At 60.7% G+C, this 13,117-nt stretch carries 13 protein-coding genes; 7 read left to right on the forward strand and 6 right to left on the reverse strand.

Features of this window, described 5'->3' with window-relative positions; translation table 11 throughout:
* Positions 1 to 58: 58 nt before the first annotated feature.
* Positions 59 to 508, forward strand: coding sequence for a c-type cytochrome (locus OC445_RS06700; RefSeq protein WP_034128909.1), 450 nt, complete (start codon positions 59 to 61; stop codon positions 506 to 508).
* Positions 509 to 514: 6 nt separating this feature from the next.
* On the opposite strand, the gene OC445_RS06705 is transcribed toward OC445_RS06700, so the two are convergent.
* From OC445_RS06705 to OC445_RS06725, 5 genes are all read right to left on the reverse strand, one after another.
* On the reverse strand, positions 515 to 910 hold the full coding sequence (locus OC445_RS06705) for a DUF1090 domain-containing protein (RefSeq protein ID WP_198790990.1): 396 nt from the start codon (positions 908 to 910) through the stop codon (positions 515 to 517).
* A 36-nt stretch (positions 911 to 946) separates the two neighbouring features.
* Entirely contained in the window at positions 947 to 2,611 is a 1,665-nt protein-coding gene (gene ligB, locus OC445_RS06710) for an NAD-dependent DNA ligase LigB (protein ID WP_057976502.1), read from the reverse strand.
* A gap of 95 nt (positions 2,612 to 2,706) precedes the next feature.
* The gene (locus tag OC445_RS06715) at positions 2,707 to 3,057 is read right to left on the reverse strand and encodes a DUF1090 family protein (RefSeq protein ID WP_057976504.1); all 351 of its coding nucleotides are present in this window, start codon (positions 3,055 to 3,057) and stop codon (positions 2,707 to 2,709) included.
* A gap of 212 nt (positions 3,058 to 3,269) precedes the next feature.
* Entirely contained in the window at positions 3,270 to 4,460 is a 1,191-nt protein-coding gene (gene metK, locus OC445_RS06720) for a methionine adenosyltransferase (protein WP_003194964.1), read from the reverse strand.
* Between the two features lie 19 nt (positions 4,461 to 4,479).
* Complete coding sequence (locus OC445_RS06725; protein WP_054899040.1) at positions 4,480 to 5,475, reverse strand: ArsR/SmtB family transcription factor; 996 nt, start codon at positions 5,473 to 5,475, stop codon at positions 4,480 to 4,482.
* Positions 5,476 to 5,734: 259 nt separating this feature from the next.
* Between OC445_RS06725 and tkt the strand changes: the two genes are divergently transcribed.
* From tkt to fba, 6 genes are all read left to right on the forward strand, one after another.
* Positions 5,735 to 7,732, forward strand: coding sequence for a transketolase (gene tkt / locus OC445_RS06730; RefSeq protein WP_034128906.1), 1,998 nt, complete (start codon positions 5,735 to 5,737; stop codon positions 7,730 to 7,732).
* 138 nt (positions 7,733 to 7,870) lie between these two features.
* Entirely contained in the window at positions 7,871 to 8,926 is a 1,056-nt protein-coding gene (gene epd / locus OC445_RS06735) for an erythrose-4-phosphate dehydrogenase (protein WP_003194958.1), read from the forward strand.
* 17 nt (positions 8,927 to 8,943) lie between these two features.
* A complete protein-coding gene (locus OC445_RS06740) occupies positions 8,944 to 10,107 on the forward strand; it encodes a phosphoglycerate kinase (protein ID WP_054898179.1) in 1,164 nt (387 codons plus the stop codon).
* A 31-nt stretch (positions 10,108 to 10,138) separates the two neighbouring features.
* Entirely contained in the window at positions 10,139 to 10,366 is a 228-nt protein-coding gene (locus tag OC445_RS06745) for a hypothetical protein (protein ID WP_003194953.1), read from the forward strand.
* A gap of 60 nt (positions 10,367 to 10,426) precedes the next feature.
* Entirely contained in the window at positions 10,427 to 10,759 is a 333-nt protein-coding gene (locus tag OC445_RS06750) for an MliC family protein (protein WP_054898180.1), read from the forward strand.
* A gap of 275 nt (positions 10,760 to 11,034) precedes the next feature.
* Complete coding sequence (fba, locus tag OC445_RS06755; protein WP_003177554.1) at positions 11,035 to 12,099, forward strand: class II fructose-bisphosphate aldolase; 1,065 nt, start codon at positions 11,035 to 11,037, stop codon at positions 12,097 to 12,099.
* 312 nt (positions 12,100 to 12,411) lie between these two features.
* Here the strand turns inward: fba and OC445_RS06760 are convergent, their stop codons facing one another.
* A complete protein-coding gene (locus OC445_RS06760) occupies positions 12,412 to 13,077 on the reverse strand; it encodes a polysaccharide lyase family 7 protein (RefSeq protein ID WP_003194947.1) in 666 nt (221 codons plus the stop codon).
* Positions 13,078 to 13,117 lie beyond the last annotated feature (40 nt).

Genomic DNA, 13,117 nt, shown 5'->3' on the forward strand with positions numbered 1-13,117 from the left:
GGTCTTTGTGGGCGGTGCGAGGATACTGGCCGCCGTTTCCCGTGACCTTGAAGCCATGATGATGTTAAAAAAACTGACCGTTGTATTGCTGGCCTGCCTGGCTTTGTCTGCCTGTGGCGGTGTTGATCCCAATTCCCCCCTGGGCCAGCGCAAGGCGATCTTCAAGCAGATGCTCAAGACCGGTGAAGACCTGGGCGGCATGCTGCGCGGACGTATCCCATTTGATGGCGCCAAGTTCGCCGAGGGTGCGGTCAAGCTGGATGCGTTGTCCCATGAACCGTGGAAACATTTCCCGAGCGTACGCGAAGAAGACCACACCAGTGCCAAAGATGATGTGTGGCAAAAACAGGCGCAGTTCCAGCAACTGGCCCGCGAACTTGAGGCGGCCACCGGTGAATTGGTGATCGCTAGCCAGGTGCAACCTTATAAAGCCAGTAGCCTTCAACCTGCGGTGCAAAAAGTTGAAGATGCCTGTAGCGCCTGCCATAAACAGTTCCGCGATCATTGATCGGTTTTACTGGTCGAGTTCTTCCACTGCGTCCTGCAGCTCTTTACGCGAGTCGGCCAGTTTCTCCTTACGCTTGTTGATCTTGTCCGGGTCGCCTTTTTTCATGGCTTTGTCGAGGTCGGCCTGACGGCGGCTGACTTCGTGCTTGGCGTCGAGCACCTTGTTTTCACGTTCTTTCTTCAAGCCGGCATCGGTGCAGTGGGCGGTAACTTCGGCCAGGGCTTTTTCCAGGCCAGCCTGTTGCGCGCTGTTGCCGTGGGCCTTGGCTTGTTTGATCTGGCTGCTGATGGCCTGGCGCTTGGCGGCGCAGCCGGTGAGGGGTTGTGCGTCTTCGGCGGCCAACAGCGGCGTGGCCATGAAGCTCGCGAAGGTCAGCAAGGCAAAGGGGGCGAGAAATTTCATATAAGACTCCAGGTTCGCAATCAGGTGGCGGAGGGATCAAAACCCATCTATCCCGGCTCCGCGTAATGTTTCAGCCAAGGCTTGTACCTGCGGGTCGCGAAAAAAAGCGCTGAGTTGCGCCGCGCGTCCCGGGCCGATGCCATCTGAGGCCAGCCAGGCTTGAGTGTCTTTGGCGACCAGCGTCTGCCAGTCTCCTTCCAGGTTGTTGCGCGCCGCCGGCGGCACGCCTAAGGCCTTGAGCCATAGTGAAAAAGGGCGTTGCCGGGCGCTTTGAATACTGTCGAGCACCCGCGCACGGGTACGCTCGCCTAAGCCCTCAATGGTAGCAAGCTCGGCCGCATCAAGTGTCAACCAATCGAGAAAGCCTGCGATTAGACCGGCCTGGATCAATACGTTCCAGGTTTCGCGCCCCATGTGGGGCAAGGCCAGGCCGTGTTTACCGCTCAGCCAGGTGAGGCGGGCGAGCAGTTGGTCTTCGCAGCCAGGGTCCAGTTGCCAGCAGCTCAAGGCGTGGAAGTCTTGAGCGTTGGGTACCTGCACGTCCACGCGTGTCTCGTTGCGCAGGATCACCTCGTCCAGTCGCGGTATGACCTGGCCCGCCAGGCTGATCGACACATGATCGCCAGGGCGGATATCCAGGGCTTGCCAGCGTTTCAGGGAGCCGACGCTCACTCGGCTGATCTGCCGATCATCCAGCCGTACGGGCTCCAATTCGAGGATAGGTGTAATACGCCCGGTACGTCCCACCCTGAACTCGACCTTGCGCACCAGGGCCAGTGCCTTGATAGCCGGGTACTTCCAGGCAACCGACCAGTAGGGCGCGCTGGCTTGCCAGCGCTCGGCGGGCGCTCGCGCAGCCTGGTGCAGCACCACGCCGTCGCTGGCGAAGGGTAATGGCGCGTTGTACCAATGCGTGCGCCAATGCGCAGCTTCGCTGATGGTGCTGACGGGTTGGCTGTACTGTTGGCTATCGGTGAAGCCCCAGCGCGCCAAGGTGGCAAGGTGTTCGGTGAAGTCCGTCGGGCCGTCTGGCCACGCCCAGACGAACAGGCCGATCCCGGCAGCCTCGGCATCGCTCAACCGACGACGGTTCATCAGGCCAGCCACTTTGCTGCGTGCATTGAGCCCGCCCTTGAGCGATTGCACATGGTGGTTGAGGCGCCAATAGAGTTCGCCTTGCAGCACCACATCAACCGCGTCGGGCAACTGTTGGACAATGCCGGGGATCTTGACGGCGGAGGCTGACCAATCGTGGCCAAGCAGGCCGTCGCCCCGACTGATGAGCTGATGCAAGCGGCCCTGGCGATACACCAGTGTCACCGCAACGCCATCGACCTTGGGTTGGACCCAGACATCCTGTCGAGTGCTGAGCCAGTCACTGACGGCCGGCTCGCTCGGCAGCTTTTGCAGGCCAGTGTGTGCGGCCGGGTGAGGTAAGGTACCGCGCGCACTGGCCAGCGGGTTATCAGGCTTGGGTGTCTGCTCGCGAGTGCATTCTTGCCAATGCGCCAGGCGTCTGCGGGCCTGGTCGTAGAGCTCATCGCTGATCAGGGCTTGGCCCTGTCGATGGTAGCTGTCGTCCCACTGCTGGATTTGCCTGGACAGGGTTTCCAGCTGTGAGTGAACGTCATCGGGGCAGGTTTCGGCCCAGGCCCAGGCGGGTGCGGCGCTTATGAGAACAGCCAGTAATACGTGCATCATGAGCATCCTTGCTCGAAAAGGGGGGCCAGCCTAAGTGATCCGCGCGCCCACAAAAAAGCCCCGACCGAGCGGGGCTTTTTACCGGGTGTTTCTGTTTACTTGAACAGGCCGCCCAAGGCCTTCACAGCATCATTGTTTTCAGCCTTGGCCTGCTGCTTCTGCTGCTTGGCGTCGACTTTTGCCTGGCTGTCGGCGAGTTTGTTGCAAGCTTTGTTGACCTGCTCCAACGCAGTCTCATACGCCCGCACTTTCAGCAGATCGTTCTTGGCATTGGCCGCGTCGATCTTGGCTTGCAGGTCTTTGGGTTGCTGCTGGCAGTCGCCGGCATTGCCGCCACCGAGCTGGGCACTCAGGGCACCGCTCAAAGCGTTCAGGTCAGCGGCCTGGGCCGACAGGGTGAACAGGCTGAGCAGAAGGGCGGCAGGGGCGAGCGTGGAAATGCGCATGAAAACCTCAATGTTCGATTGCCTGCGCGCTTATCCATCCCGGGCGGGCGCAGTGCAATATCCAAATAAGGTGAAGGGCCCGAGAGGGCGCGGATTCTAGTGGGCCATCATTTGGCCTGCAAGCCTTGGATCCAAAAAAGCCCGAAGTGGTCCTGCAGGCAACAAAAAGCCCCGCCAGGCAGACCTGGCGGGGCTCTATTTGCCGCGAACGATTACAGGCCGGCGGCGGTACGCAGGTCGTTGGCGCGGTCGGTTTTTTCCCAGGTGAAGGTGCTGAAGGTGTCATCACCCACAGTCTTCTGCGCCGGGGTGCGGCCGAAGTGGCCGTAGGCTGCGGTTTCCTGGTACATCGGGTGCAGCAGGTCGAGCATGGTGGTGATTGCGTAAGGGCGCAGGTCGAAGATCTCACGCACCAGCTTGACGATCTTGTCATCGCTGATCTTGCCGGTGCCGAAGGTGTTCAGCGAGATCGACGTAGGCTGGGCCACGCCAATGGCGTAGGAAACCTGGATTTCGCAGCGCTCGGCCAGGCCGGCAGCCACGATGTTCTTGGCCACATAACGACCGGCGTAAGCCGCAGAACGGTCAACCTTGGAAGGGTCCTTGCCGGAGAATGCACCACCGCCGTGACGGGCCATGCCGCCGTAGCTGTCGACGATGATCTTGCGGCCGGTCAGGCCGCAGTCGCCCACGGGGCCACCGATGATGAACTGGCCGGTCGGGTTGATGTGGAACTGGGTGTCCTTGGTCAGCAGTTCGGCAGGCAACACATGCTTGACGATCAGCTCCATCACGCCTTCACGCAGGTCGGCGTAGGACACGTCCGGGTTGTGCTGGGTCGACAGTACGACGGCGTCGATGCCCACGACTTTGCCGCCTTCGTAGCGGCAGGTCACCTGGGACTTGGCGTCAGGGCGCAGCCATGGCAGTACGCCGGATTTACGCGCCTCGGCCTGGCGTTGTACCAGCTGGTGCGAGAAGGTAATCGGCGCGGGCATCAGTACGTCGGTTTCGTTGCTGGCGTAGCCGAACATCAGGCCCTGGTCGCCGGCGCCCTGGTCTTCAGGCTTGGCCCGGTCAACGCCCTGGTTGATGTCCGGGGACTGCTTGCCGATGATGTTCATCACACCGCAGGTTGCGCCGTCAAAGCCGACGTCGGAGCTGTTGTAGCCAATGTCGGTGATTACGTCACGCACGATCTGCTCCAGGTCGACCCAGGCAGTGGTGGTAACTTCGCCGGCGATGATCGCCACGCCCGTTTTCACCAGCGTCTCGCACGCCACACGGGCGAACTTGTCTTCAGCGATGATAGCGTCCAGCACCGCGTCAGAAATCTGGTCGGCGATTTTGTCCGGATGCCCTTCAGACACGGACTCGGAGGTGAAAAGGGAGTATTCGCTCATCTCGATGTTTTCCTGATATTTACCGATGGTGAGTGTCGCCAGCCGGTCGCTGAAAATGGCGGACCTGAATCTGGAAACCATTACGTAAACCTACATAGAGGCTTTCCCCGGGAACGAGTCCCGCAGCGGTGGCCCAACGGGCCAGATCGTCCTGTTCAAAACCCAGCCAGAGATCACCGCAGGCCTCCTTGGCCCAATTCTGGTTGTGGCTGCATAAATCCGTAACCAGGAGGCTACCGCCGGGGTGCAGCAACCCGGCCATTTGCTTGAGAGCTTCTGCCGGTGCGGCGAAATGGTGCAAGACCATGTTCAGCACCACGCAATCGGCTCGCAGGCCGGTGTCACTCAGGGCGTCGGCCAACTGCAGGCGCACATTTCCCAAGGCTTCGCGCTCACAGAGTTGGCGCGCCAGTTCAAGCATCGCCGGGCTGTTATCCAGCGCGGTCACCTGCTCGAAGCGGCGCGCCAGTTCGGGCAGGAAACCGCCGTCGCCAGGGCCGACTTCCAAGGCCGTGGCCTCTTCACTGAAGCTCAGCTTGTCCAGCAGCGCCAGTACGCTTTCGCGGTACTGTGCCAAGCCGGCGATCAGATCCTGCTGGGCGCGAAACTTATCGGCCACCCGTGAGAAAAAATCCTGGCTGGCGGCGGCGCGTTGCCCGTGCACCTGGCCGATACGCGATTGCACATCGCCGGGCAGGCACAAGTTATCCACTTCTTCGAGCAGGGCAGCGTGTAATTTGCCGCCAAGCAGTTCGGTATGGGGCAGTGCACGCCGGTAGAAAATCGCATTACCTTCGCGACGGGTGGCCACCAGGTCGGCCTGGGCCAGCACCTTCAAATGGTGGCTCATGCCGGACTGGCCGATGGCGAAGATCTGCGCCAGCTCCAGTACTCCGAAAGAATCGTTGGCCAGTGCGCGCAGTACGTTCAAGCGCAACGGATCGCCAGCGGCCTTGCACAAGGCAGCCAGTTCATCGCCGTCGTCAGGACGCAGGGAGGGCACGGGTAGGTTCATAAGGCCAGCAGTCTAGTGACGGGTGTAGATCCTCGCAAGGCCAATATCAAAAAGTTTTGATATTGAACGATAAGTGGCGGTTATAAGCCGTCGCTATAACCTTAAGACGAACCGGTTAAAGGTTTCTGCAAGGGATTGATGCCCAAAGCACAGGAAAAACGCCCTCAAGTGACTATCTGTCATTGCCCGCAGGCGGTGGCTGAGGGAAAATGCCGGTCCTTTTTTCCGTTTCTTTTCAGCAAACTCCAGGAGATCAGCGATGCCCAGCCGTCGTGAGCGTGCCAACGCCATTCGTGCCCTCAGCATGGATGCCGTGCAAAAAGCCAACAGCGGCCATCCCGGTGCCCCGATGGGCATGGCGGATATCGCCGAGGTACTTTGGCGTGACTACCTGAAACACAACCCGAGCAACCCGTCGTTCGCCGACCGTGACCGCTTCGTGCTGTCCAACGGCCACGGCTCGATGCTGATTTATTCGCTGCTGCACCTGACCGGCTACGATGTCACCATCGACGACCTCAAGAGCTTCCGTCAGCTGCACAGCCGCACCCCGGGCCACCCGGAATTCGGCTACACCCCGGGCGTCGAGACCACCACCGGTCCCCTGGGCCAAGGCCTGGCCAATGCGGTTGGTTTCGCCCTGGCGGAAAAAGTCCTGGGCGCGCAGTTCAACCGCCCCGGCCACGACATCGTTGACCACCACACCTACGTATTCCTGGGTGATGGCTGCATGATGGAAGGCATCTCCCACGAAGTCGCTTCCCTGGCCGGTACCCTGGGCCTGGGCAAGCTGATTGCCTTCTACGATGACAACGGCATCTCCATCGACGGTGAAGTCGAAGGCTGGTTCACCGACGACACGCCAAAGCGTTTCGAAGCCTACAACTGGCAGGTGATCCGCAACGTCGACGGCCACGATCCGGAAGAAATCAAGATCGCCATCGACACCGCTCGCAAGAGCGCGCAGCCAACCCTGATCTGCTGCAAGACCACCATCGGTTTCGGCTCGCCGAACAAGCAAGGTAAAGAAGATTGCCACGGCGCCCCGCTGGGTGACGCGGAAATCGCCCTGACCCGCGAAGCGCTGAAGTGGAACCACGGCCCGTTCGAAATCCCGGCCGACATCTACGCCGAATGGGATGCCAAGGAAAAAGGCCTGGCGGCTGAATCCGAGTGGGACCAGCGTTTCGCTGCGTACTCCGCCGAATTCCCTGAATTGGCCAACGAGCTGGTACGCCGCCTGGCCGGTGACCTGCCTGCCGACTTCTCGGAAAAGGCCTCGGCCTACATCGCTGAAGTCGCGGCCAAGGGCGAGACCATCGCCAGCCGTAAAGCCAGCCAGAACACCCTGAACGCCTTTGGCCCGTTGCTGCCTGAGTTCCTCGGCGGTTCGGCTGACCTGGCCGGTTCCAACCTGACCCTGTGGAAGGGTTGCAAAGGTGTCTCGGCCGAAGACGCCAGCGGCAACTACATGTACTACGGCGTGCGCGAGTTCGGCATGAGCGCCATCATGAACGGCGTGTCCTTGCACGGCGGCCTGGTGCCATACGGCGCAACCTTCCTGATGTTCATGGAATACGCACGTAACGCCGTACGTATGGCGGCGCTGATGAAGAAGCGCGTGATCCACGTCTACACCCACGACTCCATCGGCCTGGGCGAAGACGGCCCGACGCACCAGCCGGTCGAGCAATTGACCAGCCTGCGCACCACGCCGAACCTGGATTGCTGGCGCCCAGCCGACGCCGTGGAATCCGCCGTGGCCTGGAAGCACGCCATCGAGCGCAAGGACGGCCCTTCGGCGCTGATCTTCTCGCGTCAGAACCTGCAGCACCAGGTGCGTACCGACGCGCAGATCGCCGACATCAGCCGTGGCGGTTATGTGCTCAAGGACTGCATCGGCGAGCCGGAGCTGATCCTGATCTCCACCGGTTCCGAAGTGGGCCTGACCGTTCAGGCGTACGACAAGCTGACCGAGCAAGGCCGCAACGTTCGCGTTGTGTCCATGCCGTGCACCAGCGTGTTCGAAGCCCAGGACGCCGGCTACAAGCAATCGGTGTTGCCGTTGCAGGTCAGTGCGCGTATCGCCATCGAGGCGGCTCACGCCGACTACTGGTACAAGTACGTGGGCCTGGAAGGCCGTGTGATCGGCATGACCACCTACGGTGAGTCGGCGCCGGCGCCAGCGTTGTTCGAAGAGTTCGGTTTCACCCTGGAAAACATCCTGGGTCAGGCTGAAGAGTTGCTGGAAGACTAAGTCAGTCTGCGTTGTCTGTACTGGCGCCATCGCGGGCAAGCCCGCTCCCACATTTGGATCACGGTCCACTGTGGGAGCGGGCTTGCCCGCGATGGCGCCAGTACATTCATCACTGAACTAACCTTGATCGAGAACCCCATGCCCCAACCGCGTCCCTACAAAGTTGCACTCAACGGCTACGGCCGCATTGGTCGTTGCGTCTTGCGTGCTCTGTTCGAGCGAGGGGCGGCGGCCGGGTTTGAAATTGTCGCGATCAATGATTTGGCCGACATGGCCAGCATCGAATACCTGACACGCTTTGACTCCACCCACGGCCGCTTCCCTGGCGAAGTGCGGGTTGAAGGCGATTGTCTGCATATCAATGGCAACTGCGTGCAAGTGTTGCGCAGTGCCACCCCCGAAGGCATCGACTGGAAAGCACTGGGCGTCGACCTGGTGCTGGAATGCTCCGGTGTCTATCACACCCGTGCCGATGGCCAGCGTTTTCTCGACGCCGGCGCACCGCGTGTGCTGTTTTCCCAGCCGATGGCCAGCGAGGCGGATGTCGACGCCACCATCGTCTACGGCATCAACCAGGATTGCCTGACCGGCGATGAGCTGCTGGTGTCCAACGCGTCGTGTACCACCAACTGCAGCGTGCCGTTGTTACGCCTGCTGGACCAGGCGATCGGCCTGGATTACGTGTCGATCACCACGATTCACTCGGCGATGAACGACCAGCCGGTCATCGACGCCTATCACCACGAAGACCTGCGCCGCACGCGTTCGGCGTTTCAGTCAGTGATTCCGGTGTCCACCGGCCTGGCGCGCGGCATCGAGCGACTGCTGCCGGAACTTGCCGGGCGAATCCAGGCCAAAGCCGTACGGGTGCCGACGGTGAATGTGTCTTGCCTGGATATCACCATGCAAACCGTCAGTGACACTGACGCGGCCGAGGTCAACCGAATCCTGCGCGACGCCGCCACCAGCGGCCCGCTCAAAGGTCTGTTGGCCTACACCGAGTTGCCCCACGCCAGTTGCGATTTCAACCATGACCCGCATTCGGCGATTGTCGATGCCAGCCAGACCCGCGTTTCCGGCCCCAGGCTGGTGAACATCCTGGCCTGGTTCGACAACGAATGGGGCTTTGCCAACCGCATGCTGGATGTTGCCGAACACTATCTGCACATCGCTTCTAAACAACCTCAACAGTAATTCAGGAACTGCGACCCATGACCGTGTTGAAGATGACCGACCTCGATCTGCAAGGTAAGCGCGTACTGATCCGCGAAGACCTCAACGTCCCCGTCAAGGACGGTGTTGTCACCAGCGATGCGCGAATCCTGGCCTCGCTGCCGACCATCAAGCTGGCCCTGGAAAAAGGCGCGGCCGTGATGGTCTGCTCCCACCTGGGTCGCCCGACCGAAGGTGAGTTCTCCGCCGAAAACAGCCTCAAGCCGGTCGCCGAGTACCTGAGCAAGGCCCTGGGCCGTGACGTGCCATTGGTCGCAGACTACCTGGGCGGCGTGGACGTGAAAGCCGGCGATATCGTGTTGTTCGAAAACGTGCGCTTCAACAAGGGCGAGAAAAAGAACAGCGACGAACTGGCCCAGCAATACGCCGCCCTGTGCGACGTGTTTGTGATGGACGCGTTCGGCACCGCCCACCGCGCCGAAGGTTCGACCCACGGCGTGGCCAAGTTCGCCAAGGTCGCCGCGGCGGGCCCGTTGTTGGCTGCCGAGCTGGATGCGCTGGGCAAGGCCCTGGGCGCTCCGGCCCAACCGATGGCGGCCATTGTTGCCGGCTCCAAGGTATCCACCAAACTGGACGTGCTCAACAGCCTGAGCCAGATCTGCAACCAACTGATCGTCGGCGGCGGCATTGCCAATACCTTCCTGGCCGCTGCCGGCCACCCGGTGGGCAAGTCCCTGTACGAGCCAGACCTGCTCGACACCGCCCGCGCCATCGCCGCAAAGGTCAGCGTGCCGTTGCCGGTGGACGTGGTGGTTGCCAAGGAATTCGCGGAAAGCGCCGCGGCGACCGTCAAGCTTATCGCTGACGTGGCCGACGACGACATGATCCTGGACATCGGCCCACAAACGGCGGCCAACTTCGCCGAGCTGCTCAAGGCATCCCAGACTATCCTGTGGAATGGCCCGGTGGGCGTATTCGAGTTCGAGCAATTTGGCAACGGCACCAAAGTGCTGGCTAAAGCGATCGCTGAAAGCTCGGCGTTCTCCATCGCTGGCGGTGGCGATACCCTGGCGGCTATCGATAAATATGGTGTGGCTGATCAGATCTCCTACATTTCTACCGGTGGCGGCGCTTTCCTCGAGTTCGTCGAGGGCAAGGTGTTGCCAGCCGTGGAAGTGCTGGAAACCCGAGCCAAAGGTTAAGGCTCGCGTGATCAGGAAAAGGAGCGTTCCCATGATCAAGTCGTTGGCACTGGTGATCGCAGCGGGCCTGTTGGCCGGCTGCGGCAGCACACCCAGCGCGGCGCCGGAGGCGGATAACGCCAAGGCACCGTTGAGAAAAAGCTGTTACCAGGCTGACTGGCAAGCCGAGACCATGCCGGTGATCAACAAGCGCATCGGCAACGAACGGCTGGAGAAATACGACTCCGCGCCCAACGGTCAGGAACAGGGTTGCCCATGACGGGTCTGATCCACTAACCGATAGCAACGGTGGCCCCAGGTCGCCCTGCGAGGATTGGCAATGAAAGGCGTTTTCGCCCTGGCAGCCCTGGCCCTGTTGGCCGGCTGCAGCAGCATGAACCTGTTCGACAAGGCAGAGCCAGCCGACAAATGGACCACCTGGACCTGCGACAGCAAAGCCGAGGTCAACTGGCGCTTTGCCAACCAGGCCCGCTCCGAAGTGGATGTTCGCCTCGGCGGTTCGGACCAGGTTTATCGGCTCAAGCAAGAGGTAGCCGCTTCGGGCGTGCTGTACAGCGACGGCCAGTTGGCGTTTCACACCAAAGGTGAGGAAGGCCTGGTTTACTGGGTAGCGACGGATGATTTGATTGGGCGCGGCTGCAAAGCCAACTGAGAATACGATCTGAAGTCCAATGAGATCAAAATGTGGGAGCTGGCTTGCCTGCGATTGCGGTGGGTCAGCAAAGCCAATATCGACTGGTTCTCCGCCATCGCAGGCAAGCCAGCTCCCACATTGACCTGCTTCACAGTGGCACTAGCGCTAAGCCACACCAGCAATAACGATTCAGCAGCTCAAGCTCAACCCCTTGATCTGCAATAACTTGAATAGCAGCCGCCGCTACGGCAGGCTTGCACGATTAACGACCCTCGACCGGGAGAGACAACACAATGGCACTTATCAGCATGCGTCAAATGCTGGACCACGCAGCCGAGTTCGGCTACGGCGTCCCAGCCTTTAACGTCAACAACCTTGAGCAGATGCGCGCCATCATGGAGGCCGCTGACAAGACCGACTCCCCTGTGATCGTCCAGGCTTCGGCCGGTGCGCGCAAATACGCTGGCGCCCCGTTCCTGCGTCACCTGATCCTCGCCGCCATCGAAGAATTCCCGCACATCCCGGTGTGCATGCACCAGGACCACGGCACCAGCCCTGACGTGTGCCAGCGCTCGATCCAACTGGGCTTCAGCTCGGTGATGATGGACGGTTCCCTCGGCGAAGACGGCAAGACCCCAACCGACTACGAGTACAACGTACGCGTCACCCAACAAACCGTGGCCATGGCGCACGCCTGCGGCGTTTCGGTTGAAGGCGAGCTGGGCTGCCTGGGTTCGCTTGAAACTGGCATGGCCGGCGAAGAAGACGGCATCGGCGCCGAAGGCGTGCTGGACCATAGCCAGATGCTGACCGACCCGGAAGAAGCCGCCGATTTCGTCAAGAAGACCCAGGTCGACGCCCTGGCCATCGCCATCGGCACCAGCCACGGCGCCTACAAGTTCACCAAGCCACCTACCGGCGACGTGTTGGCCATCGACCGCATCAAGGAAATCCACAAGCGCATCCCCAACACCCACCTGGTGATGCACGGTTCTTCCTCGGTACCGCAAGAGTGGCTGGCGATCATCAACCAGTACGGCGGCGACATCAAAGAAACCTACGGCGTACCGGTTGAAGAAATTGTCGAAGGCATCAAGTACGGCGTGCGCAAGGTCAACATCGACACCGACCTGCGCCTGGCATCCACCGGTGCGATGCGTCGCCTGATGGCCACCAACCCGAGCGAGTTCGACCCACGTAAATTCTTCGGCGCCACTGTGACGGCGATGCGTGATGTGTGTATTGCGCGTTATGAAGCCTTTGGTACTGCGGGTAATGCTTCGAAGATCAAGCCGATCTCGTTGGAAGCGATGTACCAGCGGTATTTGAAAGGTGAGTTGAACGCTAAGGTGAACTAAGCCTCAAGTGTTAATAAAAGCCCGCAGCGATGCGGGCTTTTTTATGGACACCATTTAATCAACTTGCAGATGAAGCGCCGAAACCACGGCGTTCTTTGGCTTGTCGCAACGGTGCTGTAGCACCCACACCGGACCTTTAGCCGACGCACGGTCAATGTGGGAGCCGGGCTTGCCCGCGATGGCAGTGTGTCAGGCGCCGAGGATATTGGCTGATACGCCGCCATCGCGGGCAAGCCCGGCTCCCACAGGGTGCAACGGTGTGTTTAAGACTTTGGGTTTATCTGGGAAAAATCCTGTGTCTCACGGGACGATTCACTCGTGATCAATATCCAATTTCGCAAACGTCACCCGCGCACCCTCATTGGTGTCGCCCGTATTGTCCTGCACATACACCCCCGCCTTGAAGTACAACGGCTTGTCGCCCCATGCCGCGCCAATCCGTTCATTCCACTCACTGTCAGCGGCATACACGCTCAGCAGCCCGGCTTTGTTGAGGTTGATCACGTAGGTGAAGCTCTTCTGCAGTGGCACATTGGAGGCGACGATGATCACCTGGCTTTCGGCCTCGTCCGGGCGCATGCGCACTTTGGCGACGATGTTGCCGGTCTGGGTTTTCTCCTTGAATTGGTACTCCAGCTTGATCAGCGGTTTCTGGCTGTCGTAGGCATGGATCTGGCCGATCACGATCTTGCCGGAGGAGGGCACCTGGTTGACGGTGAGGGTGGCGCGCAGGAAGTTGTCGGCCTCGGGGTAGGTCCAGTTACGCAGGCGGCCGTCGGCGTAGGTTTCGCGCAGTTCGCTGCGTGGGTAGATGGCGTTTTCGGTGCGCGAGCCCGTCACAGGTGTCCAGAACTGCACGTCGCTGCCTTCGGCCTGGAAGTATTGATCGTTGAAGCCGCTCAGCAGCCTTGGCGTTTCAATGGTCGTGGGTGGGGAGCCGACCGGAATGCTCAGGTTCCAGGTGGAAAGGTCGATCATGGTGTTGGCCTTTTTACAGAGGGTGTAGGCATTGGCCCAA

Origin of the sequence: Pseudomonas sp. Pse35, from assembly GCF_024519715.1 — a bacterium.
In the GTDB taxonomy this organism is placed as follows: domain Bacteria; phylum Pseudomonadota; class Gammaproteobacteria; order Pseudomonadales; family Pseudomonadaceae; genus Aquipseudomonas; species Aquipseudomonas paracarnis.

What these genes read in the sequence shown, in the direction of transcription:
- OC445_RS06715 (WP_057976504.1), bottom strand. Translation starts at nt 3,057, where the DNA reads ATGCGCATTTCCACGCTCGCCCCTGCCGCCCTTCTGCTCAGCCTGTTC.
- ligB (WP_057976502.1), bottom strand. Translation starts at nt 2,611, where the DNA reads ATGATGCACGTATTACTGGCTGTTCTCATAAGCGCCGCACCCGCCTGG.
- OC445_RS06760 (WP_003194947.1), bottom strand. Translation starts at nt 13,077, where the DNA reads ATGATCGACCTTTCCACCTGGAACCTGAGCATTCCGGTCGGCTCCCCA.
- OC445_RS06725 (WP_054899040.1), bottom strand. Translation starts at nt 5,475, where the DNA reads ATGAACCTACCCGTGCCCTCCCTGCGTCCTGACGACGGCGATGAACTG.
- OC445_RS06740 (WP_054898179.1), top strand. Translation starts at nt 8,944, where the DNA reads ATGACCGTGTTGAAGATGACCGACCTCGATCTGCAAGGTAAGCGCGTA.
- metK (WP_003194964.1), bottom strand. Translation starts at nt 4,460, where the DNA reads ATGAGCGAATACTCCCTTTTCACCTCCGAGTCCGTGTCTGAAGGGCAT.
- OC445_RS06745 (WP_003194953.1), top strand. Translation starts at nt 10,139, where the DNA reads ATGATCAAGTCGTTGGCACTGGTGATCGCAGCGGGCCTGTTGGCCGGC.
- epd (WP_003194958.1), top strand. Translation starts at nt 7,871, where the DNA reads ATGCCCCAACCGCGTCCCTACAAAGTTGCACTCAACGGCTACGGCCGC.
- OC445_RS06750 (WP_054898180.1), top strand. Translation starts at nt 10,427, where the DNA reads ATGAAAGGCGTTTTCGCCCTGGCAGCCCTGGCCCTGTTGGCCGGCTGC.
- OC445_RS06705 (WP_198790990.1), bottom strand. Translation starts at nt 910, where the DNA reads ATGAAATTTCTCGCCCCCTTTGCCTTGCTGACCTTCGCGAGCTTCATG.
- OC445_RS06700 (WP_034128909.1), top strand. Translation starts at nt 59, where the DNA reads ATGATGTTAAAAAAACTGACCGTTGTATTGCTGGCCTGCCTGGCTTTG.
- fba (WP_003177554.1), top strand. Translation starts at nt 11,035, where the DNA reads ATGGCACTTATCAGCATGCGTCAAATGCTGGACCACGCAGCCGAGTTC.
- tkt (WP_034128906.1), top strand. Translation starts at nt 5,735, where the DNA reads ATGCCCAGCCGTCGTGAGCGTGCCAACGCCATTCGTGCCCTCAGCATG.